This window comes from Ruegeria sp. G12 (genome assembly GCF_056533565.1).
Genome location: NZ_JBQFOO010000002.1, coordinates 1 through 25500 on the forward strand (window position 1 = coordinate 1; position 25500 = coordinate 25500).

Annotated in this window: 26 protein-coding genes, 2 tRNA genes and 1 pseudogene; 12 read left to right on the forward strand and 17 right to left on the reverse strand. The window is 59.6% G+C overall.

Annotated elements, in window-relative coordinates; genetic code table 11:
* Both ACR0JN_RS03795 and ACR0JN_RS03800 read right to left on the reverse strand, forming a co-directional pair.
* Positions 1-116, reverse strand: a pseudogene (locus ACR0JN_RS03795) (TAXI family TRAP transporter solute-binding subunit); the annotation flags it as partial.
* 297 nt (positions 117-413) lie between these two features.
* Positions 414-499, reverse strand: a tRNA-Leu gene (locus tag ACR0JN_RS03800).
* A 145-nt stretch (positions 500-644) separates the two neighbouring features.
* On the opposite strand from ACR0JN_RS03800, the gene ACR0JN_RS03805 reads away from it, so the two are divergent.
* Complete coding sequence (locus tag ACR0JN_RS03805) at positions 645-1223, forward strand: YqaA family protein (protein WP_480815537.1); 579 nt, start codon at positions 645-647, stop codon at positions 1221-1223.
* A complete protein-coding gene (locus tag ACR0JN_RS03810; RefSeq protein WP_480884373.1) occupies positions 1220-1684 on the forward strand; it encodes a disulfide bond formation protein B in 465 nt (154 codons plus the stop codon). The genes ACR0JN_RS03805 and ACR0JN_RS03810 overlap by 4 nt, the downstream gene beginning before the upstream one ends.
* Here the strand turns inward: ACR0JN_RS03810 and ACR0JN_RS03815 are convergent.
* On the reverse strand, positions 1681-2265 hold the full coding sequence (locus ACR0JN_RS03815; RefSeq protein ID WP_480815535.1) for an HNH endonuclease: 585 nt from the start codon (positions 2263-2265) through the stop codon (positions 1681-1683). The two genes, ACR0JN_RS03810 and ACR0JN_RS03815, sit on opposite strands and share 4 nt — an antisense overlap.
* A 213-nt stretch (positions 2266-2478) precedes the next feature.
* On the opposite strand from ACR0JN_RS03815, the gene ACR0JN_RS03820 reads away from it, so the two are divergent.
* Both ACR0JN_RS03820 and ACR0JN_RS03825 read left to right on the forward strand, forming a co-directional pair.
* Positions 2479-3084: an rRNA large subunit pseudouridine synthase E gene (locus ACR0JN_RS03820; protein WP_480884375.1), complete on the forward strand. Its 606-nt coding sequence runs from the start codon at positions 2479-2481 to the stop codon at positions 3082-3084.
* Positions 3085-3116: 32 nt separating this feature from the next.
* A complete protein-coding gene (locus ACR0JN_RS03825; RefSeq protein WP_480884376.1) occupies positions 3117-3542 on the forward strand; it encodes a VOC family protein in 426 nt (141 codons plus the stop codon).
* Here ACR0JN_RS03825 and ACR0JN_RS03830 read toward each other — a convergent pair.
* Genes ACR0JN_RS03830 through ACR0JN_RS03840 form a run of 3 tightly spaced genes read right to left on the reverse strand, consistent with a single transcriptional unit; the run spans position 3539 to position 5324 of the window.
* The gene (locus ACR0JN_RS03830; RefSeq protein ID WP_480884378.1) at positions 3539-4027 is read right to left on the reverse strand and encodes an N-acetyltransferase family protein; all 489 of its coding nucleotides are present in this window, start codon (positions 4025-4027) and stop codon (positions 3539-3541) included. The two genes, ACR0JN_RS03825 and ACR0JN_RS03830, sit on opposite strands and share 4 nt — an antisense overlap.
* A 2-nt stretch (positions 4028-4029) precedes the next feature.
* On the reverse strand, positions 4030-4695 hold the full coding sequence (locus tag ACR0JN_RS03835) for an alpha/beta hydrolase (RefSeq protein ID WP_480815531.1): 666 nt from the start codon (positions 4693-4695) through the stop codon (positions 4030-4032).
* Complete coding sequence (locus tag ACR0JN_RS03840; protein ID WP_480884380.1) at positions 4692-5324, reverse strand: DNA-3-methyladenine glycosylase family protein; 633 nt, start codon at positions 5322-5324, stop codon at positions 4692-4694. The genes ACR0JN_RS03835 and ACR0JN_RS03840 overlap by 4 nt, the downstream gene beginning before the upstream one ends.
* A gap of 96 nt (positions 5325-5420) precedes the next feature.
* On the opposite strand from ACR0JN_RS03840, the gene ACR0JN_RS03845 reads away from it, so the two are divergent.
* Positions 5421-6647 carry an MFS transporter gene (locus tag ACR0JN_RS03845; RefSeq protein ID WP_480884382.1) on the forward strand — a complete coding sequence of 409 codons (1227 nt, stop codon included), beginning with the start codon at positions 5421-5423 and terminating at the stop codon, positions 6645-6647.
* Here the strand turns inward: ACR0JN_RS03845 and ACR0JN_RS03850 are convergent, their stop codons facing one another.
* From ACR0JN_RS03850 to cysS, 3 genes are read right to left on the reverse strand one after another with little or no spacing between them, the layout of a single operon-like run.
* On the reverse strand, positions 6648-7430 hold the full coding sequence (locus tag ACR0JN_RS03850) for a squalene/phytoene synthase family protein (protein WP_480884384.1): 783 nt from the start codon (positions 7428-7430) through the stop codon (positions 6648-6650). It lies immediately after the preceding gene.
* Entirely contained in the window at positions 7427-9061 is a 1635-nt protein-coding gene (cimA, locus tag ACR0JN_RS03855) for a citramalate synthase (protein WP_480884386.1), read from the reverse strand. The genes ACR0JN_RS03850 and cimA overlap by 4 nt, the downstream gene beginning before the upstream one ends.
* On the reverse strand, positions 9061-10458 hold the full coding sequence (gene cysS, locus ACR0JN_RS03860) for a cysteine--tRNA ligase (RefSeq protein WP_480884388.1): 1398 nt from the start codon (positions 10456-10458) through the stop codon (positions 9061-9063). Before cysS ends, cimA begins: the two co-directional genes overlap by 1 nt.
* Positions 10459-10664: 206 nt before the next feature.
* Here cysS and ACR0JN_RS03865 point away from each other — a divergent pair, with 206 nt between their 5' ends.
* Together ACR0JN_RS03865 and ACR0JN_RS03870 are read left to right on the forward strand one after the other, a co-directional pair.
* Positions 10665-11009, forward strand: a complete 345-nt coding sequence (locus tag ACR0JN_RS03865) for an MmcQ/YjbR family DNA-binding protein (protein WP_480884390.1) — start codon at positions 10665-10667, stop codon at positions 11007-11009.
* Between the two features lie 57 nt (positions 11010-11066).
* Positions 11067-12254, forward strand: a complete 1188-nt coding sequence (locus ACR0JN_RS03870) for a pyridoxal phosphate-dependent aminotransferase (protein ID WP_480884392.1) — start codon at positions 11067-11069, stop codon at positions 12252-12254.
* Between the two features lie 6 nt (positions 12255-12260).
* Here the strand turns inward: ACR0JN_RS03870 and ACR0JN_RS03875 are convergent, their stop codons facing one another.
* Positions 12261-12779, reverse strand: coding sequence for an outer membrane protein (locus ACR0JN_RS03875; RefSeq protein ID WP_480884394.1), 519 nt, complete (start codon positions 12777-12779; stop codon positions 12261-12263).
* Positions 12780-13205: 426 nt separating this feature from the next.
* Between ACR0JN_RS03875 and ACR0JN_RS03880 the strand changes: the two genes are divergently transcribed.
* On the forward strand, positions 13206-14750 hold the full coding sequence (locus tag ACR0JN_RS03880) for a trimethylamine methyltransferase family protein (protein ID WP_480884396.1): 1545 nt from the start codon (positions 13206-13208) through the stop codon (positions 14748-14750).
* Positions 14751-14796: 46 nt separating this feature from the next.
* Here the strand turns inward: ACR0JN_RS03880 and ACR0JN_RS03885 are convergent, their stop codons facing one another.
* From ACR0JN_RS03885 to ACR0JN_RS03895, 3 genes are all read right to left on the reverse strand, one after another.
* Entirely contained in the window at positions 14797-15042 is a 246-nt protein-coding gene (locus ACR0JN_RS03885) for an EF-hand domain-containing protein (RefSeq protein ID WP_480884398.1), read from the reverse strand.
* A gap of 628 nt (positions 15043-15670) precedes the next feature.
* Complete coding sequence (locus tag ACR0JN_RS03890; RefSeq protein WP_480884399.1) at positions 15671-16282, reverse strand: hypothetical protein; 612 nt, start codon at positions 16280-16282, stop codon at positions 15671-15673.
* A gap of 12 nt (positions 16283-16294) precedes the next feature.
* Complete coding sequence (locus ACR0JN_RS03895; protein WP_480884401.1) at positions 16295-19912, reverse strand: vitamin B12-dependent ribonucleotide reductase; 3618 nt, start codon at positions 19910-19912, stop codon at positions 16295-16297.
* 479 nt (positions 19913-20391) lie between these two features.
* Here ACR0JN_RS03895 and ACR0JN_RS03900 point away from each other — a divergent pair, with 479 nt between their 5' ends.
* Positions 20392-20883: a hypothetical protein gene (locus tag ACR0JN_RS03900; RefSeq protein WP_480884403.1), complete on the forward strand. Its 492-nt coding sequence runs from the start codon at positions 20392-20394 to the stop codon at positions 20881-20883.
* A 6-nt stretch (positions 20884-20889) separates the two neighbouring features.
* On the opposite strand, the gene ACR0JN_RS03905 is transcribed toward ACR0JN_RS03900, so the two are convergent.
* From ACR0JN_RS03905 to pdxH, 4 genes are all read right to left on the reverse strand, one after another.
* A tRNA-Pro gene (locus ACR0JN_RS03905) sits at positions 20890-20966 on the reverse strand.
* 43 nt (positions 20967-21009) lie between these two features.
* Positions 21010-21420 carry a DUF192 domain-containing protein gene (locus ACR0JN_RS03910; protein WP_480884405.1) on the reverse strand — a complete coding sequence of 137 codons (411 nt, stop codon included), beginning with the start codon at positions 21418-21420 and terminating at the stop codon, positions 21010-21012.
* 62 nt (positions 21421-21482) lie between these two features.
* Entirely contained in the window at positions 21483-21989 is a 507-nt protein-coding gene (locus ACR0JN_RS03915) for a cold-shock protein (RefSeq protein ID WP_480885003.1), read from the reverse strand.
* A 142-nt stretch (positions 21990-22131) separates the two neighbouring features.
* Entirely contained in the window at positions 22132-22737 is a 606-nt protein-coding gene (gene pdxH / locus ACR0JN_RS03920; RefSeq protein WP_480885004.1) for a pyridoxamine 5'-phosphate oxidase, read from the reverse strand.
* 136 nt (positions 22738-22873) lie between these two features.
* Here pdxH and fabI point away from each other — a divergent pair, with 136 nt between their 5' ends.
* The 3 genes from fabI (at position 22874) to ACR0JN_RS03935 (ending at position 25435) form a co-directional block, all read left to right on the forward strand.
* Positions 22874-23680, forward strand: a complete 807-nt coding sequence (gene fabI / locus ACR0JN_RS03925; protein WP_480815516.1) for an enoyl-ACP reductase FabI — start codon at positions 22874-22876, stop codon at positions 23678-23680.
* A gap of 4 nt (positions 23681-23684) precedes the next feature.
* A complete protein-coding gene (gene gpt / locus ACR0JN_RS03930) occupies positions 23685-24194 on the forward strand; it encodes a xanthine phosphoribosyltransferase (protein WP_480884407.1) in 510 nt (169 codons plus the stop codon).
* Positions 24195-24259: 65 nt separating this feature from the next.
* A complete protein-coding gene (locus tag ACR0JN_RS03935; protein WP_480884409.1) occupies positions 24260-25435 on the forward strand; it encodes an aminotransferase in 1176 nt (391 codons plus the stop codon).
* The last annotated feature ends 65 nt before the right edge of the window (positions 25436-25500 follow it).

Consider the following 25500-nt stretch of genomic DNA (forward strand, 5'->3'; position numbering starts at 1 on the left):
TAAACACCCGTAACACCACCCGTCCCAATCGTGATAAACTCCTCTGCATACGCAGCAGGCGCGAGAAAAGCAGCCGTGGCGAAGGCGGTGAGGCCGACTTTAACGTTGTTCTTCATTTCTGTTCTCCCTGTCGTCTTTTTTCGGCAGACTTGACGAAAACCGAAGGCAGGCACTTGTGCCGCCCTGGAAACATAAAGCATGTCAGTATTTGATTTTTTCCAAAGTCTCCCAACGAATACGAGGTTTCATTCAGAGACAGCACTTGTCAAGTGTAGCCCCGGCATGCGCCCCCAAAAGCCTCAGTTTTGAAGGTATCCGGTGGATTTTCCCCGTCAGCCAAAGGGGAAGATAACCTTTAGGCGCGCAGTGATCCATGCGAATGTTGAGCCGAGAAATCGAAATAACGCTGGATGTGGTGCCCAAGGAGAGACTCGAACTCTCACGCCCGTGAAGGCGGGGGATTTTGAATCCCCTGCGTCTACCATTCCGCCACTTGGGCCACGCACATTGGATTAGCGCCCAAAAAAGAGAAGGTCCAGAGGCAAAAATAAAGCAGTGAACTGTTTGTTTCTGTGACGGTGGTTGACGGGTCTGCAGGCGCATGGTTTGGCTTGCACGGTTAGAGAACGGGATTTGAGTATCATATGTTACGAGCGCTTTACGATTGGACTATTCGACTAGCCGAACATCCGCATGCCCTTTGGGCGCTGGCGATTGTGGCCTTTATCGAAAGCTCGTTCTTTCCAATTCCCCCCGATGTTCTGATGATCCCAATGATTATCGCGCGGCCTTCGCGCGCCTGGCTGATCGCTGGGGTTGCGCTGGTAGCCTCGGTTCTGGGGGGCTTGCTGGGATACGCCATCGGCGCGTTCGCTTACGAGAGCATCGGTCAACCCATCCTCGAATCCATGGGCAAGGCGCATGCGATGGAGGAGTTCAACACTCGCTTCAATGATTTCGGCTTCTGGGCCGTTCTGGCCGCTGGGGTCACGCCCTTCCCCTACAAGGTCATCACCATCATGTCCGGCTGGACCGGGATGCCGCTTGGTACATTCATCGCAACCTCGATTCTGGCGCGGGCGATGCGGTTCTTTCTGGTGGCTGGTTTGCTGTGGAAATTTGGCGAACCCATCAGGGAATTCATCGAAAAACGTTTGGGCCTGATGTTTACGCTGTTCATCATCTTGCTCTTCGGCGGGTTTTTGGTAGTGCGTTACCTATGACAAAACGAACAAGCTATGTGCTGTTGGCCGCCGGGGGATCGGCGGCAATGCTGCTGGGTGCCTTGGCCTTTCAGTATCTGGGCGGGCTGGCGCCCTGCAAGATGTGCATCTGGCAACGTTATCCGCATGGGGCCGCGGTGTTGATCGGGGCTTTGGCCCTGTCTGCGCCACACGTTCGGCTGCTGCCCGCGCTGGGGGCGATGGCCGCGTTGATCACCGCTGGCATCGGCGTGTTTCATGCGGGGGTCGAGCGTAAATGGTGGGAAGGCCCCTCTAGCTGTACGTCGGGCGATATCGGCGGGTTGTCCACGCAAGAGTTGATGGACCAAATCATGTCCGCCCCGCTGGTGCGCTGCGATGACATCCCGTGGGAGATGCTGGGCCTGTCGATGGCGGGATGGAACGCAGTGATTTCCGCAGGGCTGGCCCTGATTTGGATCGCGGCCTGGCGCGCGCGTTAAGCGTCCAGTTCGGCGTCCCAGTACAGGAAGTCGATCCAGCTGTCGTGCAAGTGGTTCGGCGGGAACTTCCGCCCGATATTGCGCAAGGCCTCGGCATCCGGCTGGCGCGGTGGCTTGCGCAGGGTCATCCCGGCCTGTCGCAGCGATTTCGACCCTTTGCGCAGGTTGCAAGGGCTGCACGCCGCGACCACGTTCTGCCAGCTTGTGACACCGCCGGCGGCGCGCGGCACGACATGGTCAAATGTCAGATCACCCCGGCTGCCGCAGTACTGGCAGCAGAACTCATCCCGCAGAAATAAATTAAAGCGCGTGAAGGCCACGCGCTTTCTGGGTTTTACATAGTCTTTCAAAACAACGACCGAGGGTATTCGGATCTCGGTACTCGGGCTTCGGACGACCTCGTCGTACTCAGCCACGATGTCGACCCTGTCCAGCCAGGCGGCCTTGATCGCCTCTTGCCAGGGCCACAGTGACAGCGGGTAATAGGACAAGGGGCGGTAATCGGCATTCAAAACCAACGCCGGGTGATGCTTGAGCGCACCTGGCTCCCTGACAAATTCGGTCCTGAAGTCTCCGTCCATCGCAGAATCGCTCCTCGCTCTCAGCTGCCCGTTTGTGACACCAGAGCGGGGAGCACCCGCCCCGGCCTTATGATGACTATATATCGTGGTAAAACTCTGACAAGCCCTGATTTTCCACTATATGTCGCAGACTGGGTACGCCTGTTCCGTAACAGACACGTGACAGTTATCCACAGGTTGCGCCTGCTGTGCCCTTCGGGCTATGGGCGGGTCATGTCCTGGTTCATTCGCTTCAACAAACCCTTTGACGTGCTGCCGCAGTTCACCGACCGCGCGAATGCGGAGTCGCCGCGCCGAACCCTGTCGGATTTCATCGACCTGCCCGGCGTCTACCCCGCCGGGCGGCTGGACCGCGACAGCGAGGGGTTGATGCTGCTGACCGATGTCGGGCGGCTGCAGGCGCAGATTTCGGACCCCAAGCACAAGATGGCCAAGACCTATTGGGTGCAGGTCGAGGGCGAGCCCGATGCCGCCGCGCTGAAGGCCCTGCGTGACGGGGTAGAGTTAAAGGACGGCCTGACCCGACCCGCCAAAGTCCGCCAGATCGACGAACCCGAGGGGCTGTGGCCGCGCACCCCGCCGATCCGTGAGCGCAAGACCGTGCCCGACAGTTGGATCGAGTTGACGATACGCGAAGGCAAGAACCGTCAGGTGCGCCGGATGACAGCGGCCGTTGGCCTGCCGACGCTGCGCCTGATCCGCTATCGGACCGGGGATTGGACGCTAGACGATCTGGAGCCGGGTCATTGGGACAGTCTGCCGATGCCTGCGCTAAGCACGGCTCCGCAGCGCAAACGCGACCGTCGGGCTCGGCGGTGACACATTAGGCCCTGATCTGATAGACTGTGGCTATGAAAGTCGCGCCCCAAACTCCTGTTCCGTTGGCCATTCTGGAAGCAGCGTTATATGTTGATGATCTGGACGCCGCCGAACGGTTCTATGGCGAAACGCTTGGGTTGGAGCGCGTTCAGCGCGTCGCGGAACGCCATGTGTTCTACCGGGTCGGCGGTTCCGTTCTGTTGCTGTTCAACGCGGATGAAACGGAGCAACCACCCCAGAACCCGGACCTGCCTGTGCCGCCACACGGCGCACGGGGCGCGGGGCATGTCTGCCTTGTGCTGACACGGGATGAGATCGACCTAATGCGCAAGCACCTGCTGAACTGGAACATTCCCATCGACGCTGAATTCGACTGGCCCAGCGGAGCGCGATCCCTGTACGTGCGCGATCCGGCAGGCAACTCGGTTGAGTTTGCCGAAGCGCACCTATGGGGCTAGGGCAACTCGTAACGCTTTGAGATGCGGTTAACCGGCGTGCCATCACGCAGCGGAACGCCGTAAGCGACGGAATAATCCCGAAACCCCATCTTGTCGTAGTAACTCAGGCCCAGAACGTTGTCCGCCCGGATGGTCGCGTTGATCGCCGTTAGCCCCAGTGCACCGGCTGTTTTCACCGTCTCATCGAACAACGCTCGCCCCGCCCCGCGTAGGACGGGGTGGCGGCGGGTGAAGGTTGCGATATCGGCGCAGGTGTCGGGCAAATCTTCGTGGGTTCCCAGCCATTGGAAACCGGCCACGTCGCCCTGATCATCCAGCGCAACGTGGCAGCAAATCTTGTCGGCCCCGTCCAGATAACTCTGCGCAAACAGGATGTCCGAGAACGGGATTTCATGCGCTGTGGTGCCTCCAGCGGCGATGATGTCATTCAGGATGCGGCAGGCCTCGGCCACATCTTCTCGCATCATCGGGCGGACAGCGATCATGGTCACAGGCTCAGCTTGTCGCGCATGAAGGCCAGCGCCACGCTCAGGCCATCGGGGGCGATGCCGTGGCCGGTGCCTTTCATGACATGGGCGTAGACCTCTTTGAACCCTGCGCCCTGCAGAGCCTCGGCGGCTTCGGGCAGCGATTGCGGCGGCACCACGTCGTCCACATCGCCATGCACCAGCAATACGGGCATCCGGCTGACCACTTCGTCGGGCAGTAGATCGGGTTCCAGCAAACGGCCCGAGAAGGCAACGATCCCCGCCACCGGGTCTTCACGGCGCGGGGCCACGTGCAGGCTCATCATCGTACCCTGAGAGAAACCGAACAGCACGACCTGCTCGGGCAGTACGTCTTCGTCGACCATCAGCGCGTCCAGAAAGGCGTTGAAATCCTCGACCGCCATCTCCATGCCCCGGCGCGCCTCTTCCTCGGACGAGCCGTCGATCCATGGGATCGGGAACCACTGAAATCCGTTGGGCATACCGGGGATCTGCTCGGGCGCATCGGGGGCGACGAACAGCGTGTCGGGCAAATGTTCGCCCAGCGGATCGGCCAAACCCAGAAGGTCGGCGCCGTTCGCGCCATAGCCATGCACGAACACCACGACCGAGCGTGTATCGCCCGAAACCGGCTCTTTTCGGAGCGCATTCAAAACTCGAGTCATCTGATCCCTTCTCGTTCCTTGGCCACCCGGTAATAGGCCCACAGCACCCGCGCCGCAACCGATCGCCAGGGCGACCACGCCTCGGCCATTTGCCGCAACTCTTTGTCCGTGGGCCGCTTGGGCAGACCGTAGAGAATCCGCGCGGCCTCTTGCAGGGCCAGATCGCCAGGCGCGATCACATCGGCCCGACCAAGCGAGAACATGGCGTAGATTTCTGCAGTCCACACGCCGATGCCGGGGACTTCGGTCAAAACCGCCACCAATTCTGCATCAGGAACGTCACGCAAAGCCTTGTAATCAATACGCGCTTCGGCCAGTGCGCGGGCATAGCGGATTTTCTGACGGCTCAACCCCACGGCCCGCAGGTCGTCATCCTTGGCCCACATGATCTTGCGCGGCCCGGTCAATTTCGCGTCTTTCAATCGCTTCCAAATCGCATTGGCCGAGGCCACACTGACCTGCTGGCTGACGATCGCGCTCAGCAACTGGGCAAACCCATCAGGCTTACGGCGCAAGGGCAGCGGGCCGGTCTGATCCATCGCATAAGCCATTCGCGGGCATGCCCCGGCCAGCCATTCGGCCCCTTCGGCAACGCAATCCGGCGTTTCGATGATACGTCCAACGGTCATGCGCTCTCCGCTTTGTGAATTTATCCGCACGTTAGGCGGCTGTGCCACATATGCAAGCCGCTTGTACGCGGGACTTTTCGCGGCTACCCATGGCGCATGACATTGACCACCGCGACCCCGGACAATTCTCAGGCCAAACGCAACGTTGCGGTTCTGGTTGCGGCGCAGTCCATTCTGGGCGCGCAGATGCCGATGATTTTCATCGTCGGAGGGCTGGCCGGTCAATCCCTTGCCAGCAACCCCTGCCTTGCCACCCTGCCGATTTCGCTGATCGTTCTGGGCTCGATGCTGGCGGCCACACCGATCTCGGCCATCATGCAGCGCTGGGGCCGCCGGGCGGGCTTTCTGGTGGGCGCAACCGCAGGGGCCTGTGGTGGACTGGTCGGGGCCTATGGCCTTTTTCTGGGGTCCTTCCCGATCTTCCTGCTGGGCAGCCTGCTGACCGGCATCTACATGAGCGCGCACGGCTTCTACCGGTTCGCCGCCGCCGACACGGCATCCGATGACTTCCGCCCCAAGGCGATCTCTTACGTCATGGCCGGAGGGCTGGCCGCCGCGATCATCGGGCCTCAGATCGTCAAGCTAACTTCACAGGCCTATGTGATCCCGTTTCTAGGCACCTACCTTGCGGTGATCGCGCTGAACGTCTTCGGCTCGGCCCTGTTCTTTTTCCTCGACATTCCAACGCCGCCCAAACCGACCGAAGACACCCCCACAGGCCGCACGCGGCTGGAGTTGCTGAAAACGCCGCGCATTGCCGTGGCCATCATCTGCGCCATGGTGTCTTACGCGTTGATGAACCTGGTGATGACCTCAACGCCCTTGGCTGTCGTGGGTTGCGGGTTTTCGGCCAATGACGCGGCGGATGTTGTCACAAGCCACGTTTTGGCGATGTATATCCCCAGCTTCTTCACCGGACACCTGATCGCGCGGTTCGGGGTGGAAAAGATCGTGGCCCTCGGTCTGGCCATTCTCGCCGGGGCCGGAGTTGTTGCCCTGCAAGGAGTCGAGTTGGGCAATTTCTTCGCCGCTCTGATCCTGCTGGGCATCGGCTGGAACTTTGGTTTTATCGGAGCCACCACCATGCTGGCGGCCTCGCACGAACTTCACGAACGCGGGCGGATGCAGGGCCTGAACGACCTATTGGTGTTTGGCGGAGTAACGGTCGCGTCACTGGCGTCGGGCGGGTTGATGAACTGTTCCGGCGGCTCGCCGGTCGAAGGGTGGACGGCGGTGAATCTAGCCATGATCCCGTTGCTGACATTGGCGGGCGGCGCGTTGCTGTGGCTGGTCCTCAAACCAGCAGACACCAGAACCGCCTGATCACCACCGCCCCGTGGCCGCCATCCACATCAGCGACAATCGTCGGCGCACCTCGCTTTGGATCAGTGCGCCCGAGGCGACCCGATCCGGTCGCGCGATGGCCTGTCGCAAAATCCACTCGGCCTGCCATCCAACATACATCGCCGGACGTGCTTTTCCGGATACGGCACTTCGCTGCGTACGCGTCTTGATCAAACGTTCAAGTGCCGATTGCGCCAAACTCCGTACACCCTCAGGCGTGCCATCCAGTAAGGGAATGCGTCCACGCGCCTCAAGTTCGGGAATAGCCCGCAACCAGTTGGCAACGCCAACGCCGTAGCCGAAATCGCGTACAACCTCTTCATCCGCCGTCCCCAAAGCCTGTGTTGCCGCGACCAACAAAGACCCAGAACTGTGGTTGATATACGCGTCGAAATGTGCCTGATCCTCAAACGGATCACGATAGATATCCCAACGTCTTACGGCCACATATTCATCCAGCATAGCCGCCAAATGCGGCGACAACACACGGGACAGAGGCGTCACGACCTCATGCCGCCGCGCCCTCGGGCCTTCGGCAATCTCCTGCAGCGCATCGCGCCACCATTGCAGGCGCATCTCGGCGATCATGGTCTCTTGCGTTACCCAGGGGGCCCGCGCGACCTCGACATTCAACGCGTAGATCGGGAACAGGATCGGGCGCGCGGAGATCGGTGCTGCCATGACGGCGAGAAACCGGTCAGGGTCGGCCTTGTGCACCAACGCGGCGCAGGCTTTGACGTCTTCGTCAAAGGAAACACTCACTCGGCTGCTGCCTTTTGCGGCCCGCAGTCCCGGACAAGCTTCCACTGTATCGCATCCAGCAGCGCCTCGAACGAGGCGTCCACTATGTTCGCACTAACCCCCACCGTGGACCACCGACGCCCCTGTCCGTCTTCGCTGTCGATGATCACGCGGGTGACGGCCTCGGTGCCGCCCTGCGTTATGCGCACTTTGAAATCGACCAGATGCATGTCGTCCAGTATCCGCGAATATTGCCCCAAATCCTTGGCCAACGCCTTGGCCAGAGCGTTCACCGGGCCCCGGTCGCTGCCCTGTTCGTCATGAGATTCACTGACCGATAGCTTCTTCTCGCCATCCACCTTCACGACAACAACTGCCTCCGACAGGCTGACCATCTTGTTATACTTGTTCTTGCGGCGTTCGACCGTCACTTTATATCGCTTGACCTCGAAGAACTCGGGCAATTGTCCCAACTCATCCCGCGCCAGCAATTCGAAACTGGCCTGCGCGGTGTCGTAGGAATAGCCCTCGGCCTCGCGCTGTTTTATCCGCTCCAGAATACGCCCAAGCGCCGGATCACCGGCTTCGACCGTCAGCCCCGCTTCGGTCAGGCGCTTGCGCAGGTTCGACTGCCCCGCCTGGTTCGACATCGGAATGATCCGCGCATTGCCGACCGTTGCAGGATCGACATGCTCATAGGTCGAAGGGTCCTTGAGAATCGCGCTGGCGTGCAACCCTGCCTTATGCGCAAAGGCTGAAGCCCCGACATAGGCCGACTGCTTGCTGGGCACCCGGTTCAGGATATCGTCCAACATCCGGCTGATCCGTGTCAGCCCGGCCAGCGCATCGGGGCTCACCCCGATCTCAAAGCCCGAGGCATAGGGTTCCTTTAACAACAGCGTCGGGATCAATGCGGTCAGATTGGCATTGCCGCAGCGCTCGCCCAACCCATTCAACGTGCCCTGAATCTGCCGCGCTCCGGCATCCACCGCAGCCAGCGAACAGGCCACCGCGTTTTCCGTATCGTTGTGGGTGTGAATCCCAAGCCGATCACCCGGCAATCCCGCCGCGATCAGGTCCGAGACGATACGCCCAACCTCGGCAGGCAAGGCCCCGCCATTGGTGTCACAAAGAACGACCCACCGCGCGCCCGCGTCCAGCGCAGCGCGACAAACCTGCGTAGCGTAATCGGGATTGTCCCTGTAGCCGTCGAAGAAATGCTCGGCGTCGAACAACGCCTCGCGCCCCTGCGCCACGATATGCGCGACCGAGGCGCGCACGTTTTCGACGTTCTCCTCCAGCGAAATACCCAGCGCATGGGTCACGTGATAGTCATGCGACTTGCCCACCAGACATACCGCCTGCGTCCCTGCATTCATCACCGCAGCCAGCACATCGTCATTCTCAGCCGACCGGCCGGATCGCTTGGTCATCCCAAACGCCGTCAAACGGGCAGAGGTCTTGGGGGCGGTATCGAAAAACGCGCTGTCGGTGGGGTTCGCCCCCGGCCATCCGCCTTCGATGTAATCGACCCCCAGCGAGTCCAAAGCCTGCGCGATCTGCACCTTCTCAGCGGTCGAGAACTGCACGCCCTGCGTTTGCTGCCCGTCCCGCAGCGTGGTGTCGTAGAGGTAAAGGCGCTCTTTGCTCATCAGACTTCTTCCAGCTTGGCCGCGTCGAACCCGGTTCCGGGCACCAGCTCGACACCCTCCTTGCTCATCCGCACTTCCAGCCCGGCGGCAATATACGCGGATTTCAGACGATCAACTTCCGAGAAATCCTTGTTCTGCATCGCCTTTGCCCGCGCATTGGCCAACCGCTCGGCGTGCGAGGTCAAATCGACCGTACCGGTTTCCGCCCAGGCTCCCATCTCCTCCGATAGCAACCCAAGCACCTGCGCGCTGGCCAGCAACACCGCCGCATCCCCCTCCGCCGCGATCCGATGGAGCTCTGCAAGGGCACCCGCCGTGTTCAGGTCATCGCCGAGCGCTGCAATCACCGAGGGTGCCGCGCTGGCGGCGGGCTCGATGCCCGCTGTCAGTGCCCGCCACTTGCGCAGCGTTGCCTCGGCCTCACGCGCCTTATTCTCGGTCCAGTCCATCGGCTTGCGATAATGCGTCTGCAGGAAGACAAACCGGATCACCTCGCCCGGCACGCCTTTCTCCAACAGATCGTGCACGGTGAAGAAATTGCCCAGCGATTTGGACATTTTCTTCCCCTCGACCTGCAGCATTTCGTTATGCATCCAGACCTTTGCGAACTCTCCATTCGGATGAGCGCACCGGCTTTGGGCGATCTCATTCTCATGATGCGGGAACATCAGATCGTTGCCACCGCCGTGAATATCGAAACTCTCGCCCAGCAACTCATAGCTCATGGCCGAGCATTCGATATGCCAACCCGGACGCCCACGACCCCACGGGCTGTCCCACCCCGGAAGCTCGTGCGTCGAGGGCTTCCACAGCACAAAATCCATCGGGTTCTTCTTGTAGGGCGCAACCTCGACCCGAGCACCTGCGATCATGTCATCGACAGACCGGCCCGACAGCTTGCCGTAGTCCTCTTTCCAACTATCGACCGCAAACAGCACATGACCTTCCGCCGCATAGGCATGACCCTTGGCGATCAGATCCTCAATCATCGCGACCATCTGGTCGATATACTGCGTTGCGCGCGGCATCTCGTTCGGCTCCAGCGCGCCCAAAGCGCCCATATCGTGCAGATACCAGCCAATGGTCTCGTCCGAACGTTCCTGAACAAGCTGCTCCAACGACCCCTCGGCCCCGGACTGTTTGCGCGCCAGCGCCGTGGCGTTGATCTTGTCATCCACATCGGTGAAATTGCGCACATAGGTCACGTGATCGGTGCCATAGACGTGCCGCAGCAAGCGGTAGAGAACATCGAACACCACCACAGGCCGCGCGTTGCCCAGATGGGCGCGGTCATAAACGGTGGGTCCGCAGACATACATCCGCACGTTTTCGGGATCAATCGGAACGAAATCTTCCTTCGTCCGCGTCCTCGTATTGTGCAGCTTGATGTGTGTCATCGGTCTTGCTCCTAAAGCTTGCGCGTTGGCGCGGGCTTAGCAACTTGTCTCAGAGATGAAAACGAAAGAAACCGGCCCGCTTGATAAATCAGCAGGTAATGCAGCAGGTAATGATGCAGCTCATGCGGTTCATGCCCCTCGCTTAGCACGAGACGCGCCCAACGCCAAGGCTTGAGTTCGCGCGCGCCGACCGGCACTCTGTCGCTATGAGCCGTGATGCCGTTAACGCAATCTGCCGCGAGTTGCCCGGGGCCGAGTGGTCGGACCCTTGGGGTGGCGGGCATGATGCATGGAAAATCGGGAGCAAGATGTTTGCCTGTATCGGCACGGCAAATGACGGGGTTTCCGTCAAAACGCCCGATGTCGAAACGGCGCAGATGCTGATTGACGCAGGGATCGCGGTCAAAGCGCCTTATTTTCATCGAAGCTGGGTCCGCCTGCCCTTTGACGCCGACTTGGATGAGTTGCGCCACCGTTTAACCGCCTCCTACGATCTGGTGCGCGGGTCTCTGACCAAGAAACTGCAGGCAACACTGCCGCCGCGAAGCTGATTGACAAATCCGATCTGCGGTGCCCCATTCGGCGGTGACTTTACAAGGGGCTAAGGCATGAAATTGTCTCAGCGTATCACTCAGCTTAACGACGGCGGCAGCGACGGGTGGGATGTGTTTTACCGCGCGCGGCGCATGGTCAGCGAAGGTCGTGCGGTGACCGAGCTTACCATCGGCGAGCATGATGTGCTGACCGATCCGTCGATCCTCGAGGCGATGGATATGTCGGCCCGCGCCGGGCATACCGGTTACGCGATGGTGCCGGGAACCGATCTTTTGCGCGACACCGTGGCCGCGCGGGTTCAGATGCGAACCGGCGTGCCGACGACCCGCAACAACGTCATGATCACCCCCGGCGGCCAGTCCGCGCTGTTCGCGTCACATGTGGCGCTGTGTGACCCGGGCGATGTGGGCCTGTTCCTCGACCCGTTTTACGCCACCTATCCCGGCACGATCCGCGGTGCCGGAGCGGTTGCGCGCGCAGTTCAGACCTCTGCCGCGGACGCGTTTCAGCCGCGCGCTGCGCAGATTGACGCGGCCGCAGACGGGGCCGTCTCACTGTTGATCAACACGCCCAACAATCCGACCGGAGCCGTCTATTCACGCCAAACGCTTGAAGACATTTCCGAAATCTGCCGCAAACGCGATCTGTGGCTGATCTCGGATGAGGTCTACGACACTCAGGTCTGGGAGGGCGAGCACATCTCGCCCCGCACCCTGCCCGGCATGGCTGAGCGGACACTGGTGATCGGCTCCATGTCGAAATCCCACGCCATGACTGGCTCGCGTTGCGGTTGGATCGTCGGCCCCGAGGAGGTCATCGACCATTTGATCAACCTCGCCACGCATACCACCTATGGCGTTCCGGGCTTCATTCAGGATGCGGCCAGTTTTGCGCTCAGCTCAGGTACGGCACTCGAGGATAACATCGCCGCCCCCTTCCGCCGCCGCCGGTCCCTGGCCGTAAAACTGCTTGAGGCGCAAAACACCGTCGGGCTGGTCCCAGCGCAGGGCGCGATGTATCTGATGCTGGATGTCCGCGCGACTGGTTTAGACGGCGAAGGTTTCGCCAACGCACTGCTCGACGCGCATTCCATCGCCGTGATGCCGGGTGAAAGCTTCGGCAAGGCCGCCGCCGGACATGTTCGCGTTGCGATGACAGTGGATGATGATCGGTTTGCATCTGCCCTGCAAACCCTGTGCGATTTCGCCACCAAACTGGCCAGCCGTCACGCGGCAGAGTGAGGCGGATCAGAACCGGAACGTGGTGCGCAGGTTAAAGACGTTCGAATCCAGGCTGCCGTTCGAGCGCGTCACATCGTCGAAGTTCTGCCGCAGTGCTTCGCCGCTGATGACGAAGTTATCGGTGATCGGATAAGCAACGCCGATCCCGTAAACAGCCGCAGTATCATTATCGACTGACGTATCGGCCCGCGCCGCGCCCACGACCACATATCCCAGCGCACCGCCGAAATCATACCCGCCGCGCAACTTGACGCTGGTCATGCTGTCCAGACTTCCCTGATTCTGGCTAAGGTTGAGAGATAGGCGGTTGTACTCCAGTTCTCCGCCCAGAACGAAATTACCGAAATCCCGATCATACCCAAGATGCGCGCCAAAGGCCGTGTCATCGCCGCTGGACCCGGCAGGACCACTGGCGTCAGCATATCCAAAGCTGAACCCGGCATAGGCCCCTGTCCAATCCTCGGCCAAAGCCGGTGCGGCGCTTGTCACAGCCATCGCCACAATCAGGGCCGAACAGAGTTTCATACACGTCTCCAAGACACATTGCCCGGGTTTTGGCTGCTTTCGGACATCAGGGAACCACTGCCTTGAACGTGGCCTCTAATTCCCAAAATTCAATTAACATCACAGGTTATTCCAAACTAAGTGATCCAACTATAACAGATTTCTCCCATATCGGGAAAAAAACTCAGACTTTTTCTCAGGTTGCCCGCCGCAACACCGCGTCCCAACAGGTTTTTCGCCTGCAAGTCGCAAACAGAACAGATTACGACGGTCTGTGCCCGGATACTGAAGGCCAGAAGTTGAGGGCATGTATGCACAACGAAGTCTGGAAAATCCGACTGATCAGCCGCACAATCGGGGCAGATCGGGGCCGTGCTGCGCGTGGGCGTCCGTGCGGGGCATAGCATCTGCCACCCCTAGGACTGCTCAACTATCGGATTTCAGACTATGAACGATCAACCCCGGAACACTTCGCGCAGCGGTGGACGCGCCGCGCGCCGCGCTGCCCGCGCCTCTGCCCTGCCCGACCATCTGCGTCCGGTGCGGCCTGGGCTGGAGGGCGGGACATATAAACCGCTGACCCAACCTCAGGTAGAGCGAATCCATCAGGCTGCGCTGCAGGCGCTTGAAACGATCGGGTTGGCCGACGCCCCCCAAAGCGGCATCGACTATTTGGTCGGCGCGGGCTGTACGTTGGGCGATGATGGCCGCATCCGCTTCCCCCGAGCTCTGGTTGAGGACACGATTGCCAAAGCAAACCGCTCGGTCACACTGTTCAGCCGCGATGGCCAAACCGATCTGGACCTATCGGGGTCCAAGGTACATTACGGAACAGCCGGGGCCGCCGTCAGCATCGTCGATGTTCATGGCCGCGAATACCGGGATTCGACCGTGCAGGACCTGCACGATGCGTCGCGGATCAGCGATCAGTTGGACAATATCCACTTCGTTCAACGGCCCATGGTTTGCAGGGATATCCTCAACAATATGGAGATGGACCTGAACACGGTTTACGCTTGCTGTTCAGGGACTTACAAGCATATAGGAACGTCGTTCACCGACCCGAGCTACGTTGCCCCGGCGGTGGAAATGCTGCACATGATCGCGGGTGGCGAGGATAAATGGCGCGCGCGTCCTTTCGTCTCGAACTCGAACTGTTTCGTTGTCCCGCCGATGAAATTCGCGACCGAAAGCTGTCAGGTCATGGAGGAATGCATCAAAGCCGGTATGCCGGTCCTGCTACTGTCCGCCGGAATGGCCGGGGCCACCGCGCCTTCGACAATCGCGGGCGCGATCACCCAGGCGACGGCGGAATGTTTGGCCGGGTTGGTTTATGTAAACGCCGTAAGTCCCGGAGCACCTGCGGTTTTTGGCACATGGCCCTTCGGTCTGGACCTGCGTACGGGGGCCATGTCGGTCGGATCGGGCGAACAGGCGCTACTGAGCGCGGGCTGCGCCCAGATGCACAAGTTTTACAACCTGCCGGGCGGTGCCGCCGCCGGAGCATCGGATTCGAAACTGCCTGACATGCAGGCCGGGTGGGAGCAGATGTGTTCAAACGTCATGACCGGGCTGGCCGGGTTGAACATGGTCTACGAGGCGGCTGGTATGCATGCCTCGCTTCTGGGTTTCTGCCTTGAAAGCCTGATCTTAGGCGACGATCTGATAGGACAGGCGCAGCGCTGTGTCCGGGGGATCGAGGTCAGCGATGAAACGCTAGCGCTGGACCAGATGGCCGAGGTGTGCCTTGGCGGCCCCGGTCACTACCTGGGAACCGACGCGACGCTCAGCCGGATGCAAGCAGACTACGTCTATCCAACGCTCGGCGACCGTACCTCGCCCAAAGAATGGGCCGAGTTGGACAAGCCGGATCTGATTGCAAAAGCCACTGCGCGGAAAGAAGAGATTCTGGCGCGCCCGTCAGCGGCCAAATTCGACCCGCTTCTGGATGCGGAGATTCGCGGCAGGTTCAACATTCACCTGCCCGCGTAACTTATTGAAAAAAGGCGGCCCGAACGAATCCGGGCCGCCGTTTGCGTTAGCCGTTGCTGGGCGGCAACAAGCCTGCCTCTTGCGCAACGGCAATTTCGTCCGCGTCCAAGGCACCGTCGCCATTCGCGTCCATCGCCGAGAAGCCCTCAGCATCCACGTCGGGCAGCACGGCCTGCACTTCTTCAATGGTCAGAACCCCGTCTCCATTTGCGTCGGCTGGGGATTGGGCCGTTGCCAGAGTCGGAAGTGCTGCAACAGCGACGAAAATAGCGGCCAGATTTTGCGGTTTCATTTGTTTGCCTCCTGAATGGATTTTTGATGTTTGCGTCCGGACAGGGATCACAAACACCCAAGCGCCTTGGGGCGTCACCCGTTTTGCGGGATTTCAGAGAATTCGCGCCAATCTTTGCGTGTTTGGCCGAGTCGCATTCGCAACCATCCGCCGCGTGAAATCGGCCTTCGCCCTGTCGGCGGGTCTTACCCGATCCGGCGCAGGTGATCCGGCAAGGCTCTGCCCACGCGTCGCAAAAAGAAAGGGGGCCGAAGCCCCCTGTCAGTTTCGCCATCCAGGCTCATATCGTTGACCGCCCGGTGTTTTTTTGCCTGCGGCCTGGACGTCGTCTGGGACGAGCGCACCCGTCCCCTGAAAGAGTGGGAGGGAGCAAATATTCCGCCCCACCCTGTTCCCGGCCAACACGGGCATGTCGGCCGAGTGGATCAAGGCGAACTTGGTAAGTCTCGGCGCCTTGATCCGTATTCGTCGGGGTCGGTGCCTGTGGCAGCTTTCCGACCCCTGCACCCCGGGTTGCCGGGGCGCTAAACTCAGCTACACCCGCTTGTCGCGCCGCAGGTGTTGCATTTCATGCAGGTACCGTTGCGCACCAGCGTGTAGTTGCCGAGTTTTTTCAAGCAATCTGCACTCAAAGCACAACCCTTTCGAAATTTGGTCGCGGTCGACGCAATTCGCGCTGAAAGACATCAAGCTGAACATATCTCTGTGCCTTTTTAACGTAGTTAACATCAGAGAATGCTCGATGAGCTAGTTGAAGCGCTTCTGTTTCAGTATCCTCCAAGGACACGCCACACTGGAAGAACACAGCTGCCAAATTGGCTTCCAGCTCCTCCGCCGTTGGAGGCAAATTGGACATGCCGTTTGGACCAGAATAAAGCTGAAAGTTCTTTATCTTTCCGCTCTTAGCGTGATGGTCCAAAGCCAAATGACCAATTTCGTGCGCTAAGATAAAGTTTGATAACTTACACCCTTTTCTTGCATTTTCTATAAGTCGTTCGTCCGCACTCAACGTGACATGATCATCAAAAACTATGATTCCAGCTTTCCGCTTGAAGTCTTCGATACCTTCGGTGCGATAAGTTTTAGTCTTCCAGTTGTCGTTTCCTTCACATATGGCATCCCAGGCCTCAGGTACTTTGAAGAAAACACCGTCTTCGTACAGATCGCGCCTCAGCGACAGCATTTCACTGTAGATCTCAACTGCACGATACGTTGTTAGAGTCGGCTTTCTCCGTTTCATCTTTAGCAACCCTCAGCTACACCCGCTTGTTGCGCCGCAGGTGTTGCATTTCATGCAGGTGCCATTGCGCACCAGCGTGTAGTTTCCGCATTCGCCGCACGGATCGCCTTCGTACCCTTGCATCTTCGCTTTGGTGCGGGCGTCCATTCCGGTCGCAACCGCCGTCTCGGCAGGTGCCTCGAACGTGGCGGCGGTTTCTGCCATGCCAGTCAGATCGTTCTGTCCGCCATTGAACACCATCAAGTCTTGCGGCAGACGCTTGCGCAGATAGCCGGTCGAACTGATTTGTTTCAGCACTTCCAAGGACTTGGTCGCCGCACTTTCACTGATTTCCGAGACGTTCGACAAACCGTCCTCTTCGCCCCGACCCAGATCGTCAAAGGTCGCGCCCTCGGGTTTCACATGCGCCAGATCGGTGCGGTCCAGATAGGACACGGCCAGTTCGCGGAAGATGTAATCCAGGATCGATGTCGCGTTCTTGATCGAGTCGTTGCCCTGCACCATCCCAGCCGGTTCGAACTTGGTGAAGGTGAAGGCGTCGACAAACTCTTCCAGCGGCACGCCGTATTGCAGACCGACCGACACGGCGATGGCAAAGTTGTTCATCATCGCCCGGAAGCCAGCGCCTTCCTTGTGCATGTCGATGAATATCTCGCCCAGCTTGCCGTCTTCGAACTCGCCTGTCCGCAGATAGACCTTGTGGCCGCCCACGATCGCCTTCTGGGTATAGCCCTTGCGACGATGGGGCAGTTTCTCGCGATGGCTGCGGATCATTTCTTTGACCACAACCTTCTCGATCACCTTCTCGGCCAGAACGACAGCTTTCTCCTGCGTCGAGCCGCTTTCCAAAACTTCCGCCGCCTCATCGTCATCCTCGACCAGCGCTGCGGCCAGAGGCTGCGACAGTTTCGAGCCGTCACGATAGAGCGCATTGGCTTTCACGCCCAGCGACCAGCTGAGTTCATAAGCCTTCTGGCAATCCTCGATGGTCGCATCATTCGGCATGTTGATCGTTTTCGAGATCGCACCCGAGATGAAGCTCTGCGCGGCGGCCATCATGGTGATGTGGCTATCAACCCCAAGGAAACGCTTGCCTTTCTTGCCGCACGGGTTGGCGCAGTCGAAGATCGAATAGTGCTCTTCCTTCAGATGCGGTGCACCTTCCAGCGTCATGGTTCCGCAGACGTGGTCGTTGGCCGCGTCGATATCCGCCTTGGTAAAGCCCAGATGGCGCAGCAGATCGAAGGTCGGGTCATTCAGCTTGGTCGCCGGGATGCCCAGAACGCCGGTGCAGAAATCCTCACCCAGCGTCCACTGGTTGAAGACGAACCGGATGTCGAAGGCGCTTTCCAGCGCGGCATCCACTTTCGCCAACTCGTTGGGGCCAAAGCCATGACCCGTCAGCGAAGTATGGTTGATCCCCGGCGCGTTGCCGATGGTGCCGTGACCGACGGCATATCCCACGATCTCTTCGATCTGCGCCGACGAATAGCCCAGCTTTTCCAGCGCCGACGGCACCGAGCGGTTGATGATCTTGAAGTAACCGCCACCGGCCAGTTTCTTGAATTTGACCAGCGCAAAGTCCGGCTCGATCCCCGTGGTGTCGCAATCCATCACCAGACCGATGGTGCCGGTCGGCGCGATCACAGTAGCCTGCGCGTTGCGGTAGCCGTTTTTCTCGCCGAGGCTCAGTGCCTCATCCCAAGCGGACATGGCCAGATCGACCAAGCGCTTGTCCGGGCAGTTGCCGTGGTCCAAAGGCACCGGCTTGACGGCCAGTTTCTCATAACCCGTCGCGACGCCCTGCGACGCGCGGCGGTGGTTGCGGATGACGCGCAGCATGTGGTCTGCGTTGCGCTCATAGCCTTTGAACGCGCCCAGCTCACCGGCGATCTCAGCCGAGGTCGCATAGGCCACACCCGTCATAATCGCGGTCAGCGCGCCACAGATGGCCCGACCCTCATCCGAGTCATAGCTGTAGCCCATGTTCATCAGCAGCCCGCCGATGTTGGCATAGCCCAGACCCAACGTGCGGAAGTCGTAAGACAACTGCGCGATTTCCTTCGACGGGAATTGCGCCATGGTCACCGAGATTTCCAGCGTCAGGGTCCACAGGCGCGAAGCGTGCATGTAGTCCGCCGCCTGGAACTCACCATCCTTGAGGAAGGTCAGCAGGTTCATCGAGGCAAGGTTACAGGCCGTGTCGTCCAGGAACATATACTCCGAGCACGGGTTCGAGCCGCGAATCTCGCCATCTTCGGGGCATGTGTGCCATTCATTGACAGTGTCGTGGAACTGGATGCCCGGATCAGCGCAGGCCCACGCGGCGTGGCCGACCTTTTCCCACAGATCGCGCGCCTTGACGGTTTTGGCAACCTTGCCATCGGTCCGGTTGATCAGCTCCCAATCGGCATCTTTCTCGACAGCAGTCAGGAACGCATTGGTTACACGGATCGAGTTGTTCGAGTTCTGGCCCGAAACCGAGCTATAGGCTTCCGAATCCCAGTCCGTGTCGTAGGTCGGGAATTCGATGCTGTCATGACCCTGCTTGGCGTAATCTAGTACGCGCTTGATGTAAGTCTCGGGGATTGCGACCTTTTTGGCCTCGCGAACCGCCTTCTTCAGCGCGTCGTTCTTGTTCGGGTTATAGGCGTCATCGGCGGAGCCGTCCCACGAGCGAATGGCCTCGAAAATGCCGTTCAGCATCTTCTCGTGCATCTTCGATCCGGCAACGATCGAGGCCACTTTCTGTTCTTCGAGCACCTTCCATTCGATGAACTGCTCGATATCGGGGTGATCTGCGTCGACGATCACCATCTTTGCTGCTCGACGGGTTGTCCCGCCTGATTTGATCGCGCCAGCGGCGCGGTCGCCGATCTTGAGGAAGCCCATCAGGCCCGAGGACTTGCCGCCACCTGACAGCGCCTCGCCCTCGGCCCGCAGATGGCTGAAGTTGGTGCCGGTGCCCGAGCCGTATTTGAACAGGCGCGCCTCGCGCACCCACAGGTCCATGATGCCGCCTTCGTTCACCAGATCATCATCGACGGACTGGATGAAGCAGGCGTGCGGCTGCGGATGCTCGTATGCGGATTTCGACTTGGTCAGCTTGCCGGTCTTGTAGTCGACATAATGGTGCCCCTGCGCCGGGCCATCGATACCGTAAGCCCAATGCAGGCCGGTATTGAACCACTGCGGCGAGTTCGGTGCGGCGCGCTGGGTCGCCAGCATATAGCGCATCTCGTCGAAGTAAGCGCGCGCGTCTTCCTCGGTCGAGAAATAGCCGCCCTTCCAGCCCCAGTAAGCCCATGCACCCGCCAGGCGATCAAACACCTGCTTGGACGAGGTTTCGCCCTCGAATTCAGCGCCTTCTGCGGGAACCGAGCGCCACAGAAATTCGGGAACGTCCTTCTCTTTGACCTTTTTCAGCTTGGACGGAACCCCTGCCTTGCGGAAGTACTTTTGCGCGATGACGTCGCTGGCGACCTGGCTCCAGCCTGAGGGGACCTCAATCTCGTCGAGCCGGAACACAATCGTGCCGTCCGGGTTGCGGATTTCGGACGTGGCCGACACGAAATCAAGCTCTGCGTATGCATCCTGCCCTGTCTTAGTAAATTTCCTGTCAATCTTCATGTCCGCCGCCCTATATTCAAAAGCCTTTTGTCCAAGCTTCGAGCCCGAAAATACCGAGCTATCCACCATGCCAAAAATGACGGACGCAGAGGACAGGGCGCTGCCGATAACAGCGCAGAACCGGCTAAGCGGCTGCACGATAGTCTGGTGTGCTTTCCGTCCCTTGCCCTGTACCCATCCCCGGCTTTTCTACCAGATGTAGTGGGGTCACTTTCGGCTCATACAATCTGGCGTATGAACCCATACGAGGTCAACGGCCTTTTTCAGTCATTTTTGAAATCTTTTCGGTTGACCCGACTATCAGAGTGGAACCGGTTTCTTGCGGACACGATTCCTCCACAACTTCATCCACGGCAAAATTCCGCCTATTTTCGAGGGTTCCAGATGAAATTGCCGTTTTTACCAGCATAGTTATCAGCGTTTGATCAACCAGTGGCCGACTGGGTAGGCTTGGACAGAATCACTCCAAACCCGGTGCATTGGCGACCCAAAAACCCTGTGCGATGTGCAAAGAATTGAGGGCAAACAAACAGATGCTGGTATTTCGCTTCATTCCCCTACTGGCTGTTTTAGTGTCCTGTGCACAACAAGATGTGCCGCCTGCGTCACGTAGCGCTGAGTTCGACCAACACCCCAAGCGGTTGTTCGACACTTTCGAAACCGGTTGTTCCGGACCCGGTGAGTCCTTTCGAAAACTCGGCAACCGAACCTATGAGTGCCGTGAATTGTTGCCGCCGGACGCGACTGCCTATCTGATTCTGAACTATGACGGCGACCCGCAAGACCTGCCCCAAAGCGTGATGCGCCTGACATCAACAAAGACTGATGGCGGTTATCGGGTGGATGCGCGGCTTTTCTTCGATGTGCCGCAGAGAAACGGTGCGACGGTAGAGGTGCCCGTAGAAAGCGAGGCCGTGGATCAGGCCTTGGGCGCGCTTTATCAGCACATGGGTGGTTCACCGACGTTGTAGGAAAAGTGGTCGGGGCGGCAGGATTCGAACCTACGACCCCCTGTACCCAAAACAGGTGCGCTACCAGACTGCGCCACGCCCCGGACCGTGCGCCTTCCTAAACGGGCCAATCTGATTTGAAAAGCCCTAACAGGGCCAAATTGCAGGGCCTTGTGAAAAAATCTCATGCCGCATCTGGGTTCCCGGTGTGATCAGGTACCGGGCCGCCAGACCTGCGTTGATTTCCAGTACCGCAAAGACCGACTCGCCCCCTTCGATCATGCTCAGATCGCCGGGAATCGCATTGGCATGCACGCGCGTCACCGTCCCGGTGCGGTCCAGAAAAATCATGTCCAGAGCAATCAGAGTGTTCTTCATCCAGAACGCAACCGGTTGCGGTGGGTCGAACACAAACAACATTCCCGAGCGGCTGGGCAGCGATTCCCGAAACATCAGACCACGCGAGCGTTCCTGCGGCGTAATCGCAAGCTCAACATCAAACCGAATCTGAGACTTGTCGTTGCGCAGATCAACCCGCCCAGCACTGCAGGCGGCCATAGCACCTCCGGCCCAAAGTACTGAAAGCAGAGCCAGAAGTGTCAGACGCAGCCTCATGTTGATCAGTCGTCCAGAGCCGCTTCCCAGGCCAGCACCTGCGCCGCCATGCGCCCGCGTTTGCCGTCGATCACACGCATCGCCAGCGCCTCGCCCGGTTGCAGATCGGCAAGGCCGGACCGGCGCAGAACCTCGATATGCAGGAAAACGTCCTCACCCCGGCCAAACACATTCGCAAAACCGAATCCCTTGCCCTTGTCGAACCATTTGACCCGCGCGGCTTCCAGCGGGGCCGCTGCAATCTCGGCCGGATCCAGTTCGGCAAAGTCCGCCAGCAGCATGGTATCGGCCCGCGCCGGAGGATCGACCGCGATCACCTCAACCGCCTGAACGCCCCGGTCGGTGCGATGGGTCATTATCTCGATCCCGGCCCCGTCAGCGACCGAGCTCTGGCCGAAATTCCGTAACACATTCACATGTAATAGAATATCCGGCCCGCCAGTGTCAGAGACAACAAACCCGTACCCCTTGGCGGGATCGAACCATTTAACGTGTCCACGTACGCGGTACATGCTGTTCATATCGTCAGGCACGGTTGTCCCATCGCGAATTTTATCGTTTCGTTAAGGGTTTGTTGTTTATGGGAATGGCAGGTAAATTCAAGCTGAAAAAATCTTTTGTTTTCCGACCATTGCATTTCGCGACACGTGAACGTCATGGATTCAACCTCTGTACCTGCCACTTGGAACCTGGCGCATCCCTTTGCCACCTGAACCGGTCGTGCAAACGAAACGCACCATCGGCCCAGAATTCGATTTCAGTCGGCGTCAACCTGTACCCGCCCCAGAATGGGGGACGCGGTGGATTGGCACCCAGTTTCGCCGTCACCTTGGCAACCTCGGCCATAAGGGCTGTCCGGCTGCTTAGGGGTTGTGACTGGCGTGAAGCCCACGCCCCCAAACGACTTTTGAGCGACCGCGATGCATAATACTCATCAGCCTTTGGTCCACTTTCGCGGGTGATTGTACCACGAACACGTAGCTGGCGTCTCAAAGATTTCCAATGCATTACAAATGCAGCTTTACCAGCGCTGTCCAACTCGGCCGCCTTGGCACTCTCGTAATTGGTGTAGAACACAAACGCGCCCGGCTCGATTTCCTTCAGCAAAACCATCCGCGCATTTGGCATACCGTCGGAATCAACGGTCGCCAGCGCAATCGCATTCGGGTCATTCGGTTCCGTCTTTTCGGCCTCTTCCAGCCACCGTGCCGCTATTTCAAACGGATCGGTGCCGGCAAAGATGCCATCGCGTTCGCCCATTTCCATCCCCTGGAACGTCCTGAACCGGAGCCTAAGGCGATAACCCGCTGCGGGCAAGAGCGCACGGCCTTGATGCAGCGCATCCAATGGCATAAACCAACGCAACACATCGCGAAGGACAGGCGGAGAACCAAACATGTCAAATCAGTTGATGGCCGGGAAACGCGGCCTCATCATGGGACTGGCCAATGACAAATCAATCGCATGGGGCATTGCCCGCGCCCTGTCCGACGCGGGGGCCGAGCTGGCCTTCTCGTATCAGGGCGATGCGCTGAAAAAGCGGGTTGATCCGCTGGCGGCGCAACTGGGCAGCGAAATCGTACTGCCCTGCGATGTAAGCGACGAAGCGTCGATTGATGCGCTGTTCACATCGCTCGAGGAAAAATGGGGCAAGCTGGATTTTGTCGTCCACGCCATCGGTTTCTCGGACAAGAACGAGCTGCGCGGTCGCTACGTCGACACCAGCCGGGCGAATTTCAAGCTGACGATGGATATCTCGGTTTATTCCTTTACCGCCGTCATGCAGCGCGCCGAGAAAATGATGTCCGAGGGCGGCAGCGCCGTCACGCTGACCTACTACGGCGCGGAACAGGTCATGCCCCATTACAATGTCATGGGCGTCGCCAAGGCCGCGCTTGAAGCTTCGGTCAAGTATCTGGCCGAGGATCTGGGCAAGGACGGCATCCGCGTCAACTCGATCTCGGCCGGTCCGATCAAAACGCTGGCCGCCAGCGGCATCGGTGATTTCCGCTACATTATGAAGTGGAACGAATATAACTCGCCCCTGCGCCGCAACGTGACCATCGATGACGTGGGCAAATCGGCTTTGTACCTGCTGTCCGACCTCAGCAGCGGCGTCACCGGGGAAAACCTGCACGTAGATTCGGGCTATCACATCGTCGGCATGAAAGCCGTCGACGCGCCTGACGTCGAAAAGGGCTAAGATCATGAGCGCCAAGGACCGACTGCCCCACGAAAAAGGCTTCCACATCAGCTGGGACCAAATTCATCGCGACTCGCGCGCCCTCGCCTGGCGCCTGGACGGCCAAGGCCCGGATGATGGCGCATGGAAAGCCGTCGTCGCGATCACCCGCGGCGGCATGGCCCCGGCAATGATCGTCAGCCGTGAACTAGACATTCGCACCGTCGATACGGTCAGCGTGAAATCCTACCACCATCAGGAACAGGGTGAGGCCGAGGTGCTCAAAGCGCCCAACGCCGATCTGATGGGCGACGGCGAAGGTGTCCTGATCATCGACGATCTGGTCGATAGCGGCAAAACGCTGGAACTGGTGCGCGACATGTATCCCAAAGCCCATTTCGCCACCGTCTACGCCAAGCCCAAAGGCCGCCCGATGGTCGACACCTATATCACCGAGGTCAGCCAGGACACCTGGATCTTCTTCCCGTGGGACATGGCATTGCAATATGTCGAGCCCTACCGGGGCACGGACTGACCCCAGTACTTCTTCTGTTCAAAAATACCTCGGAGCGCGAGGCAGAGCCTCGCAAAAGCCCCCTCATGACTCAGACTCGCACCAGCGCCACCTTTCCCCCTCCGGTGATGGAGGCACGGCGCTGGCTCGAAGGCGTCACCTTCCCTGCCGACCGCCCACTGATCAATGTCAGCCAGGCAGCCCCGGTTGATCCGCCGCCGCTGGCGCTGCGGCAGGCCATGGCCGACTTCGCGGTGAACGAAGACAGCGCGCATCTCTATGGTCCTGTTTTGGGCAACGCCGACCTGCGCGCAGCGCTGGCACAGCAGATCGGCGCGCATTACACCGCGCAGATTGCGCCAGAACAGATCGGCATCACCTCGGGGTGCAATCAGGCATTTGCCTCGGTCATCTCTGCCCTCACCGACGAAGGGGATGAGGTCATTCTGCCGACGCCTTGGTATTTCAACCACAAAATGTGGCTGGATATGGCCGGTGTTCACACGGTGGACCTGCCGACCGGCGATGACCTTCTGCCCGACCCCGAAGCCGCGCGGCGCTTGATCACTGACAAAACCCGCGCCATTGCGTTGGTCACGCCGAACAATCCGGGCGGGGTCGAGTACCCCTCGGACCTCGTCAAAGCCTTCTACGATCTGGCTCGCGAAACCGGCATCCGGTTGCTGGTGGACGAAACCTATCGCGATTTCGACAGCCGCAGCGGCCCGCCGCACAACCTGTTCCAGCAACCCGGCTGGGACGAGACGCTCGTTCACCTCTATTCCTTCTCCAAGGCCTATCGCCTGACCGGGCACCGCGTCGGGGCCATCGCCACAAGCGCCGCGCTTTTGGCTGAGGTCGAGAAATTCCTCGATACCGTCGCCATCTGCCCCGGCCAGATCGGACAGTTCGCAGCGCATTGGGGGATGGAAAACCTGTCGCAATGGGTGGCTGGTGAACGTGACGAAATCCTCGATCGGCGCGCGGCGATTGCTGACGGCATGCCAAAGCTGACCGCCAAGGGCTGGCGGTTGCTGGGGCTTGGCGCCTACTTCGCCTATCTGGAACATCCCTACGACATTCCCTCGGACGAACTGGCCCGCCGCTTGGTGGCCGAGGCCGGTATTCTGCTGCTGCCCGGCACCATGTTCATGCCGGACCACGACCCCGCAGGGCAGCGTCAGGTTCGGGTCGCGTTTGCCAACCTTGATCGCGCGGGCATCGACCAATTGTTCGACCGTTTGCAGGCGCTGTCCTTCTAAGCTTGCCCCCCGGCGGCGCGCATCGTATTCAGGGCCGCAACCGACAGGGCAGCAACCTGCCAATA